Origin of the sequence: Treponema sp. OMZ 906 (assembly GCF_024181185.1) — a bacterium.
Classification (GTDB): Bacteria; Spirochaetota; Spirochaetia; order Treponematales; family Treponemataceae; genus Treponema.
Genome location: NZ_CP051196.1, coordinates 2,106,978 through 2,126,817, shown reverse-complemented (window position 1 = coordinate 2,126,817; position 19,840 = coordinate 2,106,978). Strand labels below are relative to the sequence as shown.

Genomic DNA, 19,840 nt, shown 5'->3' with positions numbered 1-19,840 from the left:
TTTTCTTTTTTGCCGTTTCTTTTTTTTACGCTGACAGTTTTAGGATCAGCAATATGCATTCGTATGTCTTTGACAGGGATGCATTTGCCCCCGTATCGCTTACCATCGGTTATAATGATGCGGTTTCGTTTGCGGTTAAAAGCGATTTTTTGTTTTTGGAAGGGATAGAACTTGAAATAAAGCAGGATAAGACAAGTATGAATTATCCTAATTCCATTGCCTATACGGTATATACCGATATAAAACCGGAACCTTCAAAGAAATATGTCGACTATTCTGCAAAAAAAATCAGTACGGCATTGCTTCCGAATAGGTTTTCGCATATCCTGAGGATTCCGTTAAAAAAAGACTATACTTTTAAGCACATAAAGAATAGCGAACTCTTACCGTATACAGGCAGAATTGGTGTAAGTCCTATTATGCTGCGGCTGAATCCTGTTATGAAAGGCTTGCCTGACGATTTTGAGCAAGCCTCTTTTACGGTTATTATTCGCCCCCTTCTGATCGCTGAAGGTGGTTTAAAGCTGAAGCTTCAATTTCCCGAAAAGGAACAGAAACCTGTTACCGTACAGTTGAATAACGAATATCTCACGCAGTTCGAAAATTTGCAGCTGTTATTGCCGGGGACGTATTCGGTAAGTATCAGTTCGGATGCGTACCGAACTGAAATGCGCTCCTGTATTGTCGAGCGGGGAAAAATAACGCAGTTGGAAGTTCAGTTGAAATCTATTACGCCGTTACTGCACATACAAGCACCCGAAAACACGGCAGTGTTTCTTGATAATCAAGAGATAGGGCTTTCAAAAGAGCCACTGCCGGTTACCGTAGGTATGCATACCGTCGTCTTTAAGATGGGCAGCTATGAACTAACCCGTCAAATTACCGTTGAGGAAGGAAAGACCTACGAAATGACGATGACGATGGATGTCCTCTTGCAGGAAATTGCCAATTAACATTGAAATACATTAAGGTTTAGTACCTCAAAGCCGATATATAGAGTATCGGCCGGTTAGTTCCCCTCCCACCCATTAACCGGCCGATAGCCAGACGGCGGGCCGGTTCTTTAACCGGCTTTTTTTTTGTGCACCCGCTTTTAAAATACTAATCTTATTCCTGCTTTGATATTTAACGAATTGGCAATCTTGCCGGATACGTCTGTATCTTTTATTGACCGAGTGGAACTAATTTGGGTTTCCGTGTATACGGGTGCATATAAAGTATCCGATACGCCGCCGTAAATACCTATCATTTTGGTAAACATATAGGAAATATTCAAATCGACGCCGCCTCCGATATTGGCTTGCGATTTAGAAAGTGGTTTGTTGTATCCGCTTCCGCCGATGCCGAGTCCTGCACCGAGTCTCAGATCAAAATTCTTTGAGGGGTGGAATACATAGAAAAATCCGAACTGGCTGTCGATTGCATAGGTTACGCCTGCCGGACTTCTGGTTCCTTCATAGTGAGTTTGGTATGACTCCTTACCCCAATAGTATCTCCCAAAAGCAAAGTTTGCGCTTACGTATACTCCGAAATTTTTGACGAATTCGGCACCAAACAGAACATTCAGACCGCCGGTATGGGTTTGCCATGATCTATGTCCGCTGCCAAAATGGAAGCTATTGGAAGGCTCGTGGCTGCCGAAGTAGGTATAGACCGGGCCGAGTTCAAGGTTCATCTTTACGTTAGCGGAAAGAAAACCTACCGAAAATACGGTGAGTAAACAAAGAATACAAATTCTTTTCTTCATATCTTATAATCCTCCTAAAAGGTATAAAGTTAGCGCAAGTATGGCATTTTTACCGGTTTCGGTCAATGAAACGACAGGGGGTAAATACACCGAAATCGCTATTATGGAAAGCGGCTGTCTCGGCATGATTGTAATTAGTATTTGTGTTTTTATCGAGGACGGTGTATACTACATTTAAAAAAAAGGGTAAAGTGTGATTACCTAAAAAGATAGCATGTTGAATTCTATGATAAAGACAAAAGGGGATATACGAGGAGGTAGGATATGAAAAAGCAGTATGTGAACTCTGTCAGTATTCTTTTTGCAATACTGTGCCTTGCGTTTACGGCATGTAATGGTATGCTTACCGGCGGAGACACCGGCACGGTACGGGTTGTTATTGGAGGCGGAACTGCCCGTTCAGTTGATGGAAAAGGCCTCCCTGCGCTTAATGAGAATAATACCGTTATCACCATTGCGGATGAAGAGGGAACTGCACTAGCACGGGAAACAACATCGGTTACGGTCACGCTTGCTATCGGTACAAAAATTACCGTAAAAGCGGTTGTTACAACAGCGGCAGGAGAGTGGCACGGTTCCGAGAAGCACACTGTTACGGCAGGGGATAATTTCATTGCAATAAAACTGTCTAAAGCACCGAAAGGGTTTGCCAATCTGCTGGTCTCTATTACGGGGAAGCATCATTTAGGCAGCAATATCGTATCCTTGAGCACGCAAAACGGTACAAAACTGCTCGATGGAATTCTTATCGGCAAAAAACCGGTAACGGCACGGGACAAAATCGGCAGAATATATGTGTTGTATGCAGATACTTCATCTACTCATCTTAAACGCTTTGATGTAGAGGGTAATGAAGATACCGGATTTGAAACAAATCTTACTGCTGCACTGCCGTCCGGTGTTACTATCGGTGGTATTGATAATATCGCGATTGATATAGACGATAATTATATCTTTTTGTTTAAACAAAATACCGTCTATTGCTTCAAGGAGAAAGATGATCATTCGTTTAAATCTTTTAGCAGTGCTTCATTCTCGAGTGCGCCGTCATCCACAGAGGCTCGCGCCGTTGCGGTATATGATGATGTACTGTTTGCTGTGTATGATCAGATTTTGTATGCCTGTGAGTTTGAATTTACAAATTCCCTCATACCGGGCAATAAGATTTTACAATTTAAATCGCCTACACTAGCGAATAAAAACTTGGATAAACTTCGCACAGATAGTGACTTCGGCAATAATCGTACTGAGTGTACCGGACTATTTGCCGACAAAAGCGGTGTGTACTGTCTGCTTACTCAGCGGAAAGAGGAAGCAGGAAAAAAGTATGCGCTTGGGCAGCTCGTTCGCTATGAATATTCCGGCAGCGCGCTTACCAAGAAAACTGAGATAGGACTTAATCCTGCTGCTCCAACTGCAGACCCCATCGCCTTTAATGCACAGTATTTTTCTAACCCCATCGGTTTTATCGGCTATGACGAAGACAATATCTACATAGCGGATGACGGTGTAAATATCGAGTATCTGAACGAAAATTGGCGGATTAACGGGAATAAAAACCGCATTGCCGCATTCAACCGCGGAAACGATAGTCTGTCTTTCAGTGACTCTGGTGCAACATGGTTTACAGAGCACGCCGTCTATAAAAAGCCCAATACAAAGATACTGCTGTGGGAAAAGCGAAGTCCTGTCATGGCTCTTTCCCCCATGAACTATTGGATAAGTACAGACGGAACGGATATCCGTCCCTCAGACCTGCTGTTTGAGGATTCTACAAGTCCCACAATAGAGCCTGCCGATGTTTTCTGTTACGACCAAGACGGCAATCTGTATATTTTGTGGAAAGATAATTCTAATTACAACGTTAGACGGTTTGCGCTGAAAGAAGACGGTACTTATGATAAGGATACAGCTGAGACTCCGGATCAAAATTTGGATTTAACTGTACCCTTCTCGCCTAATGCTGGCTGTGCCATTGCGGTAGATATTTCCGACGGGAAAAAGTATCTGTATTATGTAAATACCGCTAGTACTCCGGCGCTCGTAAAAAGGTTTGAATGGACTGCGTTATTCGGTTCCGGTTTTAAGGATCCTACCTACAGTATCTCAATCCCGGCGGTCGAAAAAGTTACCGCGCTTGCAGCAAACAAGGACGGGCTGTTTGTCGGCACAAGGACAATGAGCATATCTCCTGCCGGTTATACATTATCGGTAAAGCAATATGCCAAACAGGACGGAGCCGATAAAGGAACGATCGCTGTCGGGGCATTCCAACCGACTCCTACCGAACCTGGTTCTCCCTATCCTCCGTATACGAAAATTATGAGCGCTATTAACGACTTACAGATTCTCGACGGTGTGTTGTATGCCGTCACTTCAAAAGAAGAGTACGGTATGAAAAAAACTAGTTTCGATTACAAAGCCGATACCTTTAAAAACAGCGGCAAGCTGTATAAAATCGGCAGCGCGAAGGATGGATTCTCCGGTAGTGCCGTCGAATTGGCTAAAAAGGATCCTGTAGGTGCGGCAGGGAATGAAGTCGGCTACGGCTTTTATCGCTTTATTGCCGTAAAATACGACGAAGCCGAGCGGATCAGGCTCATTATCGCCTCGGACGGTGCATGGGGTAAGGATGGAACTGTTATTTTCCCTGATCGGCCTTACTGTAAAAATGCGGACAAGGTATTGGAGTACGATTTGAAAGGCAGTTTACAAGGCGAACAGAATTCGGGCGGAAGCTTTTCTAAGGTGTTACAAGAATCCGGCTTTGAGTGGAATTAAATCGTAGGATGAGTTTTATTTCTCGAGCCGCGCGCTTCGGGCGAGCGGCTCGGCATAAGCCGCTTGTAAGCCTTTGCGTTCCCGTATACGGGACGGAGGGGCTTATTGGACGGTTTTTTGAAAGCGTGCTGCAGCAGGCGAAAGCGCCACTTTTTGAAACCATCGTCGTAAATGACGGCAGCTCCGGCGCAAAAGAACTGCGGGGTATTGTTAAAACATATACAAAGCGGTTTAAGGAGCGGGGGCTGCCGCTCGTATTTTTGGAACACAGTAAAAACCTCGGTACGCTTGAAGCGCGCCGGACGGCGGTAAATGCGGCATCGGGCGAATACCTTGCCTTTGCCGATCCGGACGATGAGCTTCCGCCTAATGCTCTCCGTATATTGTACGATGCAGCCGCTACGTCGGGTGCCGATATTGTACACGGCAAGGCTGCGGTATGCGGTATGGAAGGAGAACCGGACGCACGTGTTGCAGCCTTTGCTCAAAGGGCGCAGAATGTGTACGATGGCGTTTTAACCGGCGATGAAATCCTCCGTACATATATCGTTGAACGCTCATACAGCAGTTTCGTATGGGGCAAGCTTTTTAAAACCGATCTTGTTCAAAAAGCGTACGGCGAAATTCCGTTTACCTATTGTACAATGGCGGAAGATATGCTGCTCTATTTTTTTATTGCCTTGACTGCATCGAAATCTGTCGGCGTATTAGAGGACGGGTATACCGAAAAAGCGCATACATACGCCGGCATACGGGATGTTGTGTATCACTACCGTATCAACACCGGCGTTACTTCCCGCCGTACAATCGCCTGCCTTTCCGAATGGCAAAAGGTATGCTCCGTTGCTTCGGTTTTTACCATCATCCTTTCATATTTAGATGAGCATCCCGCTGTTGACGGCGGTATCCGCGAAGCCATACAGGATTTAGGCCGCGCTCACTATGCCGATAACCTCAAGCAGCTGGAAGCCTGTGTGGTTCCTTCATTACAAAGAGAGGCGCGGGCTATGCTGGATGAGTGGTGGGGGCTCGCATAGGTGCGGACTTATGCGCTCTTGGTCGGCTGCCGATCTATCAGTCTGGCATATTTCATTGATACGGATGTACCCTTGTTTTTTCCCCGGAAAAAGGATAAATTGACGTATTCCCCGTAAAAATCATTGAGGAAAGTCAGAGTTTATGCCGCATCTTTATATCCCCGAACACTATCGGCCGGTTTTAACCGGTAAAGAAACGGAACAGGCTATCGTCCGTATCAAAAACTTTTTTCAGCTCACCTTATCGACCCGTTTGAACTTAACCCGTGTTACAGCGCCGCTCTTTGTTCCCAGAGGAAAGGGCTTGAACGATGATCTGAACGGTACGGAGCGGGCAGTGCGTTTTCCGGTAAAGGATATGAACGAGCAGGAACTTGAGATTGTACACTCGCTTGCAAAGTGGAAGCGTGTTAAAATAGCGGAAATGGGATTACAGTCCGGCTTCGGTATTTATACCGATATGAATGCGATCCGAGCTGATGAGGAACTTGATAATATCCATTCGCTGTATGTCGATCAGTGGGATTGGGAGCTCGCGATGGAGGAGTCCGACCGAACGCTCGATTTTTTGAAGGCAACCGTAGAAAAAATATACGATTGCTTAAAGTGTACCGAGTTTTTCATCTATGATAATTATTCTGCGATAGAGCCTATCTTGCCGAAGCATATCACCTTTATCCATGCGGAAGACCTCTATGCGCAGTATCCCAATCTTTCCGGAAAGGAACGGGAACGGAAGTGCGCCCGACAGTACGGTGCTGTCTTCTTAATCGGTATCGGGGCTCCGCTCAAAAACGGAGAACCGCATGACGGCAGGGCGCCCGACTATGACGACTGGATTACCGAAACCGGCAGCGGACGGCACGGATTAAACGGAGACTTGTTGGTGTGGAATCCCGTGTTAGATGATGTGCTTGAGCTCTCTTCAATGGGGATCAGGGTAAGTCCTCAAACGATGAGGGAACAGCTTGCCGCCCGCAACTGCATGGAACGGGCATCGCTGTTTTTTCATACCAAGCTGCTGAACGGAGAACTGCCCCAAACCATCGGCGGAGGAATCGGGCAGTCGCGGCTCTGTATGTTCTTCTTGCGGAAAGCCCATATCGGTGAAACGCAGGTTTCGGTATGGCCTGATGATATGCGGGCGCAGTGCGCGGGACGGAGCATTCTGTTATTATAGAACATTTGTGAATGAATTTATCGGGAGGCATTACGATGGACATTCGGCATTCGGTTGCTGCGTTTTTCGGACGGCATAATTTTGATGCGGAAGGCCCCACGGTCAATACGGTTATCGATACGTTGCTGTATGATATGGAAGAAGGACTGAAACGGGATCCGAGCATCCCCATCGGTACGGGGCCGGCTCTGGATATGATTCCTACGTGGTTTATGCCGCCTCAGCAGCCGCCCAAAAATACTTCGGTTATCGTTATCGATGCAGGCGGAACCAATTTCCGGTCATGCTTGGTTACCTTTGACGAAAACAGCGTCCCGTCCATCAGTCAGCTTGAGCGGAAGCCGATGCCGGCAACCGATCGGGAATACTCCAAAGCGGAATTTTTTGATACCATCGCCTCTTATTTAGACCATTTGAAAAACGCTGCGGATTCTATCGCATTTTGCTTTTCGTATGCGATGAAGATTACTCCGGCAGGCGACGGCGAAGTGCTGCAATTTTCTAAGGAAATCAAAGCGCCCGAGGTAATCGGCTCATTAGTCGGTCAAAATCTTGAGGCGGCGCTGATGCAGCGGGGTTGGAATAAGCTGAAACGCATTGTACTGTTAAACGATACGGTTGCGGCGCTCCTCGCAGGGGCATCAACTGCTGTCGGCGGGAAAAAATACGATTCGTATGTGGGCTTTATCCTGGGAACCGGAATGAATGCTGCGTATATCGAATATCAGAATATTCCGAAAATTGCGTCGAACAGCGCCGGTACCGTAGCCTTGCCTGCGCAGATTGTTGTCTGCGAGTCGGGCAAGTCGAACAAACAGCCGCGCAGCGATTTTGACGAAGCGTTCGCAAAAAAGACCGACCAGCCGCAGATGTTTTGGTTTGAAAAAATGTGCTCCGGCGCCTACCTCGGCTCGGTTGCTTCGGTGATGATACGGGCAGCCGCTGCGGACAATCTTTTTTCCGCCGGCGTTAAAAAGGCTTTTGCTACCATTGCCGACCTTCCGCTCATCGATGTAAACCGCTTTTTGCAAGCGCCGTATTCCGATCAAACCCCGCTCGGACAGCTGTTAGCAGACGGCACGGAGGAAGACCGCGAGGTTCTCTACCGGATATTGGATGCGCTGATTATGCGCACGGCACGGCTCGCTGCGGGGAATATCGCGGCGGCTGTCATTAAAACAGGCAAGGGAAAAAATCCTGCGCTGCCGGTTTGTATCCTTGCGGAGGGTACAACGTTTTTAAAAACGTACCGGTTGCATGATGCCGTCATTGCGTACCTCTATCGGGCGCTGACGCAAGAACGAGGCATTTATTTTGATGTGGTGTCCCTCGAGCATGCAATTACGTTCGGCACCGCCATCGCGGGCACGATTTAACAATGTAGCGCACCTCTATTTCGAAGGATGCGAAGCAAATCTAACTGAGTTTTTAGAGGTGTGCTGTAACAATGTAACGGAGGTTTAACGAGACTCACATGGCGGAGCTTTTTTATCTGGCAAAAATCGGAGAAATCAATCTTAAAAAAGGGAACCTAAAGGATTTTGAGCGGCGGCTTGCGCAAAACTTCAGAAGCTATTTTGACGGAGCGGCGCCGAACGTACAGGTACGCGCCGGGCGGATGTATGTACGGGCTGATGAGGCTTTGCAGTCGCGGGTAGAAGCGGCTTTAAATCACCTTTTCGGCATTACGAGCTGGGCGCAGGCAAAACCGGCGGATAAAACGCTCGACGCTATTTCCGAAACGGCTGTTACCGAAGCCAAGGCCTTGCAGGCGCAAGGCGCACGCACCTTTAAAATTGAAGCCCGCCGCGCCGATAAACAATTTCCCCTTACTTCCTATGATATTGCACGAGAAGTAGGAGGCGCCATCCATACGGCGGGGATTTTAACCGTCGATGTGCATAACCCCGACGCAGTTATCAGCATCGAGGTACGCGAAAAGCAAGCGTTCATTTACGGCGTAGAGCATACCGGCAGGAGAGGCCTCCCCTGCGGCTGTTCGGGACGGGCGCTGCTGCTGCTCTCGGGCGGAATCGACTCCCCCGTTGCCGGATACAAAATGCTCTTCCGCGGTATGAAAGTCGATTACGTGTATTTTCATTCCCATCCGTATACGTCGCCGGAAGCTCAGCAAAAGGTAGAAACCTTAGCAGGTATTTTAGCCCGTTACGGGCTTGGCGGGTACCTTACCGTCGTGTCGTTTACCAAGGTGCAGCAGCACCTCAAGCGGACGGTGCCGGAACCCTATTTGACGCTCCTGCTCCGTATGTGTATGATGCACACGGCCGAAATGCTGGCTGAAAAGGTTAATGCGCAGTGCTTGGTTACGGGAGAGAGTCTCGCGCAGGTGGCAAGCCAAACAATCGAAAACCTTACGATTACCGACAGCTGTGCAAAACTCCCGATCCTGCGTCCGCTTATCGGCATGGATAAGGAAGAAATCATACGGTATGCAGTTGATATCGGTACCTATCAAACTTCCATACTGCCGTATGAAGATTGCTGTGTACTGTTTTCACCTAAGCATCCGGTACTGCATACACGGCAGAAAGATGCCGAAGATATCTATGCGCGTATAGACATAGAGCCGCTGCTTATGGAAGCCTTCGAGCAGCGTGAAACAAAAAAAATAGAATGGGCTTTGCCGTAAAGAAAGGATTTTATTTATAATGCATAAAAAATTATTACCTGTTTTATATCTTTTGTTTTTTTCTTCTGTTCTCTTAGTGGGTATGAGCGCTGATGATGCCTATCCTATTATTGAAAAAACAGTTTCGGCACTGCCGATGCAAAAGAATACCATATATTATACAAGTGATGATGATATACAACTCATACTCGGCACAGCAGCAGATACAGGTATTAACTTGTTTGAACTGATCGATTGTATGTACCGTTATCTTGCCGTGAATAATAAGCGGCTTGAAATTTCGGGAAAAATTCTTCGCAATGCACGAGCCTCATTTAGCTACGGAGGATATCCTGTCGAGCAGCTCTTACCGATAGATACTATAGTGAGCGTACAAGTCGGAGCTTGTTTTACTAAAAATCAAAATCCGCTTGAGCTGGAGCTTAATGCCCCTTACAGCGTTTACATTGAGATTGCAACGGCTGCATACGATACTCGATGCGGTTTTACGAAGCTGCAGCCGCTCAATTTTCTGGAATCTTATGGTATGTATATCAAAAAATGGAACATAACAAAGCAGATACGAAAAATCCATCTGTATGAACCCGGTTTCGGCGCTATATACGCTCGAGGTTTCTTTAAACCGAAAAAATGGGAACTGAGAGCTATCAGCCGAATTCCTCCTCAGTCCGCTGAACCTTGAGATTTCAGTTCATTATTTTTTTCCTGAAGTCCCAGTTTTATTTCTTCTGCCCGTGCGATATCCCGTTCGGCTGTTTCGATGAGCTTTTCGTACTGCGTAATGCCGTCTTTATACCCGGCAATTGCTTTTTGTAATGTTTCTATTTTATGTACCTCGCCGGCAAGAGCAATTTCGTTTCCGATATATTCGATGTCGATTGCATTTTTTTCCAGCTTTACGCGATACTCCGCAATGGAGTCTAAATACGGTTTAAACAGATCCGGTACGCCGGTAAGGGATTCGCCGGTTCTCATTCCTGCATCGGTATAAAAGATATCGCTATACTGCGAACCTTGCCGTCTCTCGGCTTCTTCAATTTTTTCATCCGTATCTTTTATGGTTTCAGTCAGTGTATTGATTCGTTTCTGGGGGGTATCGATAACACCGCATTCCGCTAGCGTTTCTTCAAGCTTTTTCTGCTCGGCAGTCAACGCTTCCTTTCTGTCTTCCGTCTCATCTTGTTTTGAAACGATTGCTTGGAGGGCAAGATACGCTGCTTCAAGTTGTTCCGGAAAGGAAGCTCCGCGTACCTCTTTTATAACAGTATCGGTGAGGAACTCTTCTCCTGCAGCAATAATTTGCTCGTTCATTTTTTTCTGTAGGCCGGCTAATTTCCCTTTTAACGATAACAGCTGCGGACTCAAGGTCAGCTTTTTAAAAAAGTGTGCATCGTTTTTTTGGCGTTCAAGTTCTTGTTTGTCTTGCTGTACCTTTTCGATAGACTCTTTGAGCGGTCCAATTGATTGTGCAATCTGTGCAATTTGTGGCAGCGGATTATTTTGATAGGTTTGAAAGAACAGCAAAATAAAATCGTTTCGTGCTTTTTGATATGTGCGCTGCCGTTCATTTAACAGTTTGTCGACTTCCTTGGAAAAAGCTTTTAATTCATTTTGCCGCGATTGTGCCGTTTTGATGCTCAAAATAGTATCCGAATCCTTTCGGCGGGACTCTCTCAGTATTTTCCACGCCTCAAAGTCCCGTTCGTCAATGTGAGGTGTCGTTTCTTTACGTTGCAAAACATATTCGAATTGGGTTTCGCCGTATTCTCTGTACAATGAATTAAGCATTGTTTGTAAATCTTCTCGCTCTTTTTTTTTGTCCGCTAAATTTTTCTTCAGATTATCCATACAAAACCGCCTTTGTTCATCCCATGAATATAAGATAAGAGAACACTATCAATATATACGTTTATTGCGAAAAAGACTATATCCGGTGCAAACACACAGCGACAAAGTAATTACCCGTATATTTTTGAGCCAACGCTTTTGAAAATAGTGATACCGGATACAAGGCGCGAACAAAAATAAAGCGGAGGCGTACTTGTTGTACGTCGAGCATTTATTTTTGTGCAGCAACGAAGTAGATGTCCTTACAGCCAACGCTTTTGAAAAGAGACGGTGCAGATACAAGGAGTTAGGCAAAAAAGTACCGCAGGCGTATCTTTGATACGTTGAGGACACTTTTTTGCTGTACGACGCAGTAGATGCACCGTATATTTTCAAAAGAACAAAAGGATGATAGAATATCATTATGCATTTAAGTATTTGGGCGCTTGTGTTCCTGTGGTTCTTCGTTTTTTTGGCGGGTTTTGTCGATTCCGCGGCAGGGGGTGGTGGATTAATCTCGCTGCCTGCGTATCTGTTTGTCGGGCTTCCGCCGCATACGGCAATCGGGTGCAATAAGTTTTCCTCTGCATGCGGAACCACACTTTCTGCAGCGCGTTTTTTTAAAAACGGAGCGGTCGACTGGCAGGTCGCTGCAATTTCCGCAGTCTGTTCATTTGTAGCTTCGTACCTCGGTATAAGAATTGCATTGATGATTAATCAAGAAACGCTTAAAACCGTATTGGTTATCGTCCTCCCGATTGTCGCCGTGCTCCTTTTATTCAAGCGCAACTTCGGTGCGGAAAATCAATCAGCTGATATTCCTAAAAAGAAAGCGTTTATTTTAGCTGCCTGTGCAGGATTGGTGATCGGATTTTATGACGGACTGATCGGACCGGGAACGGGTACCATCGCGATTATCGTTTTTTCTGTAGGGATGAAGTACGACCTTAAAACCGCTTCCGGCAATGCAAAAGTCATGAATCTTGCATCGAATTATGCATCGCTCATTGCTGTTATAACCGGCAACAAGGTCATCTATTCCATTGCAATTCCTGCCGCCGTATTCGGCATCATCGGAAACTATATCGGGGCGGGTTTTGCAATAAAAAAAGGCACTGTGTTTATCAAACCGCTGATGATCTGCGTTATCGTGCTGCTATTCGGAAAACTCTTTTACGATGTTTTCGGATCGCTGCTGTTTTCGTAATTGCCGATGAGCATGAAATATTCACTTTACGACCCTTATGATTATCCGCTATACCGTCCGCCGAGCGAGGCCTATTCGTTAATCTTACAGGTAACACTCGGCTGTTCGTATAACCGCTGTGTCTTTTGCGGAATGTATCAGACAAAAAAATTCCGGATTAAGCCGATTGAAACGGTGAAGCAGGAACTTGTGATGTTTGCCGAACACTACCGCCGTGTCGATAAGGTGTTCTTGGCTGACGGCGACGCGTTAACCGCCCCGACGGAATATTTGGTTGAGGTGTTGGACGCGATTGCTGACGTTATTCCTCAGTGCAAACGGGTGTCCTGCTATGCAACTCATCTCAATATCAGACAAAAATCTCCGGAAGAATTGCAGCTGTTGGCCTCAAAGGGATTGACGCTTTTGTATCTCGGTGTGGAAAGCGGCGATGATGAAACGCTCAAGTTTATCCGAAAGGGAACAACGGCGGCGGAGCTGATCAAACTTTCCAACAAGGTGAAAGATGCCGGGATGGAGCTGTCGGCCACCTTTATTTTAGGGATTAACGGCGCCGAACGGGACAATACGCAGCATGCGATTAAAACCGGCGAGATTATCTCCAAAATGTATTTGACGTATGCGGGGCTGCTCACCCTGCGGCTTGAGGATGGCAGTTATCTTACCAAAGCCGCCGCCGAAGGAAAATACACAATCGTCGGGATTGAAGAAGTCGTTAAAGAACTAAAGCTGATATTAGAAAATATCCATGTTGAAGAGATGACCGCTCCGGTGATTTTCCGCTCCAATCACGCCTCCAACTTTTTAACGCTGAAAGGAACGCTGCCACAGGATCGGGACGCAATGCTTGCGCAAGTCAACCGTGTTCTGGAGCGGGGCGTATATCCTGAACACCAAAAATATTATTTATAGAGTCGCAAGCATGGGGCGAACCTACCGACTTCTTTGTAGTATATGTCTCCATTATTCTGCGGGGCTGCAAAAAACAACCCTGATCGGTTACCTTGTCACTGGGGGAGGTTTTCGGGTATAGTATTCGCCGTTTTTGAGGCCTTATGTTTACTAAAGATTTTGATTTTGATCTTCCGAAAGAATTAATTGCGCAGTACCCTTCAGCCGAACGCGGAAATGACCGGCTGCTCGTGTTACATAGACGGACGGGGACGTTAACCGATGCGATGTTTTCCGACTTGTCAAATTTTTTATCGCCTGATTATTTAATGGTGTTTAACAACACAAAGGTGCGCCATGCCCGTTTGTATGCCCATACTGCCAGCGGCGAGGCTGAGTTTTTGTTGATTGAACCGCTCGACGAAGGCTTTGTGTGGAAAACCATCGTAAAGCGTGCCAAGCGGCAGCGGGAGGGGAAGGAGTACACCTTTAACGACGGCACCCGTGCCGTGCTGATTCCACCCCCTTCCCCCAATGCAGCGGAGCCTGATTGCAAATATGTACGCTTTGACCGCTGCATTGATGACCGTTGGCTTGAAGCCAACGGTCATATCCCGCTGCCTCCGTATATCAAGCGCGGCGACACGAATGAAGATGCCGCGCGGTACCAGACCGTGTACGCAAAGAACACCGGATCGGTTGCAGCGCCTACCGCAGGACTCCACTTTACGGAGCCGATTTTACAGGAACTGGATAAGCGGCATATTGCACGAACCGCCGTAACGCTGCATGTCGGGCTCGGTACGTTTTTACCGGTGCGGACTGAAGTGGTCGAAGAACATACAATGCACTCCGAAAAGTTCTTTATTTCCGATGAAACGGCAGAGATGGTTGAAAACGCTCACCGGAGCGGTAAAACCATCCTTGCTGTCGGGACAACTTCGGTGCGGACGCTCGAATCTGCATGGAAGTCCGATGTGCAGCAGCTGAGTCGCGGGATGCAGGCGACCGACATCTTCATTTATCCCGGCTTTCAGTTCGGGCTTACCGGAGCCCTGCTTACCAACTTTCACACGCCGCAGTCGAGCCTCGTTATGTTAGTATCCGCATTTGCCGGCCGCGACAATATCTTTGCCGCTTACCGCCATGCAATAGAAAAAAAATACCGTTTTTTCTCTTACGGCGATGCCATGCTTATACTTTAAGAAAAGCGGCATATATCCGGGGCAATCCGCATTAAAAATATTTTAAGCGGGGGATTCCCTTTCTGTACGGAATTTTATGCAAAATTATGCATATTTTTCCGATATTTTTTATTTTTATTGACTTTTTTGAATATTTATGCACTATTATTCTATAGGTGGCATAAGTGAAACAACGGCTAACAAGATTAAAAACAATCAGAAAATTGATAAAATCATACCCGATTGAATCTCAGGAGATGCTGCTCGGCTATTTGGATCGTGAAGGATTTTCCGTTACGCAGGCAACTTTGTCACGTGATTTAAAGATGCTTAAGGTGAGTAAGGTTTCTAATGGGAAGGGCGATTATGTTTATACAGTGCCGAGTGAAGACCACCCCCATGAAGCGGAACAAGCAGGCATCCAAGATTTTTTGCGCGGGTATATTTCTATAGATTATTCGGGAAATATGGCGGTTATCAAAACATATTCGGGACATACCGAATTAATCTCGATGGCGCTCGAAAATATGGGGTTTGACTCCGTTCTCGGTATTATTGCCGGTCGGGATAACTGTGTGTTTATTTGTTTGAGAGAGGGAGTAAGCGGTGAACAGTTTTTACGTGAGCTGAAAGACCGGATTCCCGAATTGGAAGATTGATAGATGTTTCTAAGAATTCGGTTTGTTTTTAGGGGCGTCGTGATACTGCTTTAAGATATGATGTGGAAATGCCGATACCATAGAAGTATGAAAAGCGCTTGTTTTAGGATGTCTTCTTGTCTAATAGGAAGTATTCTCATATGCATAGTAGGTATAACAACAGCTTTCGGAGCCGATGTGCCCGCACCGAATTCAACGGCGGTAAAAAAAAGTACTGAGAGTAAAGAATCCGTTGTTACGGTAGAAACGGTAGCCGGTAAGGATCTGAAAGCTGTGCGCCTCTATCCCTTGGATCAAATACCGGATTCTGCTGAAATTCGCGAAGCGATTACGGCCTCATGGTTTTCCGCCCCGATTGAAAAAGTCATCAAAAAGGCGCCCGAATTGCATACGGATTCAAAAGGAAATACGTTTACGGTATCGGGGAAGTATGCGGAAGACAGTAGGAATATTTACACTATCTCTATTGTTCCCCATCTTACTGATTACAGTTTCCCGGAGCACAATCTTATACCGCAAGGTACATGGATACTGTACCGAAGGGTTGATACCGGGGCTCCCTTATCGATCAAGATATACCCGCGCGAAAATCCTGCTCTTTCGATTTCTCTCCGACCTGCGAGTCAAAAAGCTTACAGCGGCAAATCGTTTATCGATATATGTCTTTTTAATGCGTATGTGCGAAAGGATATTGCCATAGGCGTCCCTTTTGAAACGCTTTACCATATTTCGCTTTTACGGTTGAAATCCTTGAGTCAAGCAATCATTCCATGGGATTTATTTAATCCGCCACGTGATAACAGCTCTGTTAAAACGATGTCGCGCATAGTCGAAAATCTTCGGTATCACTTAGTACGATTGAAAGACGGTTGCTTTGACCACGACGGGAAACCTGTGCACATCAGTAGCTCGCAACCGCAAACCGAAGCGGAAATAACGGCTTCGATGAATATCGACCAAATCCGTTCTGAAATAATCGGTGGTGTTGATTCGGCCGGCTTTGCAAAGTGGATTATCGATGGGATGATCCGTCCCATTGCAGGGCAGGGGACGGTTATTGAAGCGTTAAAACGTGAGACTGATGCGCCTAAAACACATTTTATAAGGCCGTATCTGGATACCGAAAATGTCTTTTTCGGATTGGATTGGATACGCAATCTTGGTGCTGCCGCTTTAAGCTTGAATTTGAATCGTACCGTTTATCCCGACTCTTCCGGATTGGATGTGAATAGTTGTCCTTTTGCGCTTACCGGCGCGGCGATCCCGATAAATACGAATGCAAAAACCGGATTGCTAAAACAACCTGCTTTTTTGGGGTATCAACGATATGCAGGGTATCAGATATCGTATCTTTTACCGCTTTTATATTATTTTACTCTCGTCGAGCCTGATCATTTTTATCTTGCATGTGTCAGCACGGTGTCTTCAGCTACGGAGCTGAGAATGTATGACAGGGTAGTTGTATTCTTTCCGTATTTTGACGGTTGGGGCGAATTCCACGTTGATATCTATGAGAACAGTGAACGGATACCGATCGCCGAGTTTATCGAAAAAAATAAAGATGCTTATGCCGCTTTTGTACGTGTGCGCGCTCCGGAAGCAGGCCTCTTTAATCCGTAAAATTTTCTCTGAGTCCTTGACACTTTCCCGTTCTTCTGGTATCCTCAGCTGTCATTTTGCTTCTGTAGCTCAGTCGGCAGAGCACAACCATGGTAAGGTTGGGGTCAGCGGTTCGATTCCGCTCGGAAGCTTTTTGTTTTTATAGGAGGTTTGTGATGGCTAAGAAAACATCTGTTGAGCTTATCGCACTGCAATGTACTGAGTGTAAGCGAAAAAATTATACGACCGCAAAGAACCGGAAGAATATTCAGGGTAAGCTTGAGTTAAGCAAATATTGTCCGTTTGATCGTAAACATACCTTACATAAAGAAGCAAAAGTTAAATAAGTATTTGAAGTCCGACCGACCTAATGGCCTGCGGCTTTTAAATAGAGGTCAGTAGCTCTAATGGTAGAGCGTCGGTCTCCAAAACCGAATGTTGAGGGTTCGAGTCCTTCCTGGCCTGTTTCATAAAAAAGGGGTAGATATGTCAAAAATAATTACTTTTGGAAAAGAATGTGTTGCCGAGCTTCGTAAGGTGGTTTGGCCTACGCGTGATGATGTTGTTTCTGCTGTGAAGGTTGTTATTGTTTCTACCATTCTTGTTGCTATTTTTCTTGGTGTTGTCGATACATTCTTTGTCGCTTGTTTGGGTTGGTTCTTTTAAGGAACGGTTATGGCTAAAGAATGGTATATTTTGCATATCTTTTCAGGGTATGAAAAGAGAATAGAGCGTGCAATACGTTCGTTGATAGAGAATGGCGAAATTCCTGCCGGAGTTATCTCTGAGATTAAGATTCCCGAAGAGGAATTGACTGAGGTGAAAGACGGTAAAAAGCGAGTTGTTCGCCGAAAGTTTTTACCCGGTTATATTCTTATTGAAATGGACTTGCCTGCTGTAAACTGGAAGGGGGTTTGTACTCCGATTAGAAGGATACACGGCGTTACCGGATTTTTGGGTGTTGTCGGTGATGCGCGCCCTCAGTCCATTTCTGCGGATGAAGCGAAAAGTGTTTTACAGAAGTCCGGTGAAATCAAAGGTGAAAAAGCTCGGGCGGCTCAGTTGTTTACAGCCGGTCAGCAGGTTAAAATTATAGAGGGACCTTTTGATACCTTTACCGGCACTGTAGAAGAAGTTATGGCGGATCGCAATAAGCTGCGGGTGATGGTTGCTATATTTGGTAGAACTACTCCCGTTGAAGTGGATATGCTTCAGGTTGAATTGATTTAAGGGATATTTCTTAACACTTAAGCGTTCGACGATGTTTCCGTGTCTTTTTTTTGATTTTCATTTTATGGGAGGGAAATGGTTTCCCGTTAGTACCAGAAGGAGATAATTATGGCAAAGAAAAAGGTTACTGCGGTTATTAAATTGCAGTGTCCTGCCGGAAAGGCGACGCCTGCTCCGCCTGTCGGGCCTGCGCTTGGGCCGCATGGCGTAAGCGCTCCCCAGTTTGTGCAACAGTTTAACGACCGCACAAAGTCAATGGAGCAGGGACTGGTTGTTCCGGTTGTTATTACCGTCTATTCGGATAAAAGCTTTACTTTTATCTTGAAGACTCCGCCTGCTGCGGTTCTTATCAGAAAAGCGTGTAATATTCAAAAAGGTTCTTCAAATTCCATAACTCAAAAGGTTGCAACTTTGTCGAAAGCAAAGCTTGAAGAAATTGCAAAAATGAAGATGCCTGATATTACTGCAAATGATCTGGAAGCCGCAAAGAAGATTATTGCAGGGACTGCACGAAGTATGGGTGTGGAGGTTGAGCGCTAATGAAACACGGAAAAAATTACCGCAATGCGTTGAAAAAATACGATAGCGCTGCTCTTTTCTCTATTCCTAGAGCTGTGGAGTTGGTGAAAGAGCTGAAGTTTGCGAAGTTCGATGAGACGGTTGAAGTGCATGTGAGCCTGAAACTTGGTAAAAACCAAAGCGTTCGTGATACCGTTGTTTTACCGCATCAGTTTAGAGGTGAGAAACGGGTATTGGTATTCTGTAAAGAAGATCGCGTAAAAGAAGCTTTGGAGGCCGGTGCTGCGTATGCCGGTGCTGCCGATTATATCGAAAAGGTTAAAGGCGGTTGGCTTGATTTCGATATTGCCGTTGCTACTCCTGATATGATGAAGGATGTCGGGCGACTTGGTATGGTGCTTGGTCGGAAAGGCTTGATGCCAAACCCCAAGACGGGAACGGTTACCGCTGATATCGGTGCCGCTATCAATGAGCTTAAAAAGGGTCGTGTTGAATTCCGTGCCGATAAAACTGGTGTTGTGCATCTTGCAATCGGTAAGGTTTCGATGGATACGGATAAAATTGCCGAGAATATTACAATCCTTTTAACTGAAATCGGACGAAAAAAGCCCGCTGATGCAAAGGCTGATTTTATTCAGTCGGTTTCCATCAGCTCTACGATGGGGCCGGGAGTCTGGCTTGACTATAAGGTAGGAGAATAAGATGGCACTGCGAGCACATAAACCGCAGCCTGCAAAAACGGCTGCTATCGAAAATATTACGAATGAGTTAAAAGCTGCTTCGTCTTTCATTTTTACGGAATACCGCGGGTTGTCTGTCGAGCAGATTACACAGTTGCGCGCAAAGCTTCGCGAAAATAATTGCACCTACAAAGTTGTGCGCAATAATTTTGCACGCATCGCTTTCGATTCCGTTAATTTGGACGTTAAAGACTATTTGGTCGGTCCTACTGCGGTTGCAATGATGAGCGAAGATGCTAACGCCGCGGCGAAAACATTATTTGAATTTGCAAAAGAAACTCCTGCGCTGGTGGTAAAGGGCGCAGTAGTTGACGGGGAATTCTACGATGCTGCAAAGATTGAAGCATTCTCAAAATTACCCGGCAAAAAAGAGCTTATTGCAATGTTTATGTCTACGGTTAATGCAACGACTGCAAAGTTTGTGCGTACCCTTCAAGCTATCGTTGATAAAGAAGGCAGTGCTTCCGGCTCTGCTCCTGCATCAGCTGAAGCATAACCGGGTATCCCTAAAAATTCGTTGGTTTTTTAGAGATTCCCGATTTTTGAATGCGGCAGTCAGGCTTCATGCGCTGTCTTCCTGTCTGCCGTT

The 19,840-nt window shown here is 45.9% G+C and carries 21 protein-coding genes and 2 tRNA genes; 21 read left to right on the top strand and 2 right to left on the bottom strand.

The genetic code is table 11. The features are described from left to right. Positions 1–53 precede the first annotated feature (53 nt). Positions 54–953 carry a hypothetical protein gene (locus E4N69_RS09580; protein ID WP_253714210.1) on the top strand — a complete coding sequence of 300 codons (900 nt, stop codon included), beginning with the start codon at positions 54–56 and terminating at the stop codon, positions 951–953. Between the two features lie 140 nt (positions 954–1,093). Here the strand turns inward: E4N69_RS09580 and E4N69_RS09575 are convergent, their stop codons facing one another. Next, positions 1,094–1,747 (bottom strand): DUF2715 domain-containing protein, encoded by a 654-nt coding sequence (locus E4N69_RS09575; RefSeq protein WP_253823671.1) that lies wholly within the window; start codon positions 1,745–1,747, stop codon positions 1,094–1,096. A gap of 40 nt (positions 1,748–1,787) precedes the next feature. On the opposite strand from E4N69_RS09575, the gene E4N69_RS09570 reads away from it, so the two are divergent. From E4N69_RS09570 to E4N69_RS09540, 7 genes are all read left to right on the top strand, one after another. After that, complete coding sequence (locus E4N69_RS09570; RefSeq protein WP_253714208.1) at positions 1,788–1,925, top strand: hypothetical protein; 138 nt, start codon at positions 1,788–1,790, stop codon at positions 1,923–1,925. An 86-nt stretch (positions 1,926–2,011) separates the two neighbouring features. Beyond that, the gene (locus tag E4N69_RS09565; protein ID WP_253823670.1) at positions 2,012–4,528 is read left to right on the top strand and encodes a hypothetical protein; all 2,517 of its coding nucleotides are present in this window, start codon (positions 2,012–2,014) and stop codon (positions 4,526–4,528) included. 8 nt (positions 4,529–4,536) lie between these two features. Then, a complete protein-coding gene (locus E4N69_RS09560; protein WP_253823669.1) occupies positions 4,537–5,565 on the top strand; it encodes a glycosyltransferase family 2 protein in 1,029 nt (342 codons plus the stop codon). Between the two features lie 142 nt (positions 5,566–5,707). Beyond that, the gene (gene asnA / locus E4N69_RS09555; RefSeq protein WP_253714205.1) at positions 5,708–6,745 is read left to right on the top strand and encodes an aspartate--ammonia ligase; all 1,038 of its coding nucleotides are present in this window, start codon (positions 5,708–5,710) and stop codon (positions 6,743–6,745) included. A 35-nt stretch (positions 6,746–6,780) separates the two neighbouring features. Further along, complete coding sequence (locus tag E4N69_RS09550) at positions 6,781–8,121, top strand: hexokinase family protein (RefSeq protein WP_253823668.1); 1,341 nt, start codon at positions 6,781–6,783, stop codon at positions 8,119–8,121. A 98-nt stretch (positions 8,122–8,219) separates the two neighbouring features. Next, entirely contained in the window at positions 8,220–9,395 is a 1,176-nt protein-coding gene (gene thiI / locus E4N69_RS09545) for a tRNA uracil 4-sulfurtransferase ThiI (RefSeq protein WP_253823667.1), read from the top strand. A gap of 19 nt (positions 9,396–9,414) precedes the next feature. Then, the gene (locus E4N69_RS09540) at positions 9,415–10,077 is read left to right on the top strand and encodes a hypothetical protein (protein WP_162664078.1); all 663 of its coding nucleotides are present in this window, start codon (positions 9,415–9,417) and stop codon (positions 10,075–10,077) included. Here E4N69_RS09540 and E4N69_RS09535 read toward each other — a convergent pair. Further along, the gene (locus E4N69_RS09535; RefSeq protein ID WP_253714201.1) at positions 10,059–11,243 is read right to left on the bottom strand and encodes a hypothetical protein; all 1,185 of its coding nucleotides are present in this window, start codon (positions 11,241–11,243) and stop codon (positions 10,059–10,061) included. The genes E4N69_RS09540 and E4N69_RS09535 overlap by 19 nt on opposite strands. A gap of 403 nt (positions 11,244–11,646) precedes the next feature. Between E4N69_RS09535 and E4N69_RS09530 the strand changes: the two genes are divergently transcribed. The 13 genes from E4N69_RS09530 (at position 11,647) to rplJ (ending at position 19,747) form a co-directional block, all read left to right on the top strand. After that, positions 11,647–12,429: a sulfite exporter TauE/SafE family protein gene (locus E4N69_RS09530; protein ID WP_253823666.1), complete on the top strand. Its 783-nt coding sequence runs from the start codon at positions 11,647–11,649 to the stop codon at positions 12,427–12,429. 12 nt (positions 12,430–12,441) lie between these two features. Next, a complete protein-coding gene (locus tag E4N69_RS09525; RefSeq protein WP_253823665.1) occupies positions 12,442–13,341 on the top strand; it encodes a radical SAM protein in 900 nt (299 codons plus the stop codon). Between the two features lie 143 nt (positions 13,342–13,484). After that, the gene (queA, locus tag E4N69_RS09520) at positions 13,485–14,525 is read left to right on the top strand and encodes a tRNA preQ1(34) S-adenosylmethionine ribosyltransferase-isomerase QueA (protein ID WP_253714198.1); all 1,041 of its coding nucleotides are present in this window, start codon (positions 13,485–13,487) and stop codon (positions 14,523–14,525) included. A 164-nt stretch (positions 14,526–14,689) separates the two neighbouring features. Then, on the top strand, positions 14,690–15,163 hold the full coding sequence (locus E4N69_RS09515; RefSeq protein WP_162664073.1) for an arginine repressor: 474 nt from the start codon (positions 14,690–14,692) through the stop codon (positions 15,161–15,163). Between the two features lie 177 nt (positions 15,164–15,340). After that, positions 15,341–16,783: a hypothetical protein gene (locus E4N69_RS09510; RefSeq protein WP_253823664.1), complete on the top strand. Its 1,443-nt coding sequence runs from the start codon at positions 15,341–15,343 to the stop codon at positions 16,781–16,783. Between the two features lie 58 nt (positions 16,784–16,841). Beyond that, positions 16,842–16,914: transfer RNA gene (locus E4N69_RS09505), tRNA-Thr, on the top strand. Positions 16,915–16,938: 24 nt separating this feature from the next. After that, positions 16,939–17,109 carry a 50S ribosomal protein L33 gene (rpmG, locus tag E4N69_RS09500; RefSeq protein WP_162664071.1) on the top strand — a complete coding sequence of 57 codons (171 nt, stop codon included), beginning with the start codon at positions 16,939–16,941 and terminating at the stop codon, positions 17,107–17,109. A 45-nt stretch (positions 17,110–17,154) separates the two neighbouring features. Next, positions 17,155–17,227: transfer RNA gene (locus E4N69_RS09495), tRNA-Trp, on the top strand. 21 nt (positions 17,228–17,248) lie between these two features. After that, positions 17,249–17,428, top strand: a complete 180-nt coding sequence (secE, locus tag E4N69_RS09490; RefSeq protein ID WP_162664070.1) for a preprotein translocase subunit SecE — start codon at positions 17,249–17,251, stop codon at positions 17,426–17,428. Positions 17,429–17,437: 9 nt separating this feature from the next. Next, complete coding sequence (gene nusG, locus E4N69_RS09485) at positions 17,438–17,992, top strand: transcription termination/antitermination protein NusG (protein WP_162664069.1); 555 nt, start codon at positions 17,438–17,440, stop codon at positions 17,990–17,992. Positions 17,993–18,097: 105 nt separating this feature from the next. Further along, entirely contained in the window at positions 18,098–18,532 is a 435-nt protein-coding gene (gene rplK / locus E4N69_RS09480) for a 50S ribosomal protein L11 (protein ID WP_253715764.1), read from the top strand. After that, the gene (gene rplA, locus E4N69_RS09475) at positions 18,532–19,212 is read left to right on the top strand and encodes a 50S ribosomal protein L1 (RefSeq protein WP_253823663.1); all 681 of its coding nucleotides are present in this window, start codon (positions 18,532–18,534) and stop codon (positions 19,210–19,212) included. The genes rplK and rplA overlap by 1 nt, the downstream gene beginning before the upstream one ends. 1 nt (position 19,213) lies before the next feature. After that, positions 19,214–19,747: a 50S ribosomal protein L10 gene (gene rplJ, locus E4N69_RS09470; protein WP_253714196.1), complete on the top strand. Its 534-nt coding sequence runs from the start codon at positions 19,214–19,216 to the stop codon at positions 19,745–19,747. The last annotated feature ends 93 nt before the right edge of the window (positions 19,748–19,840 follow it).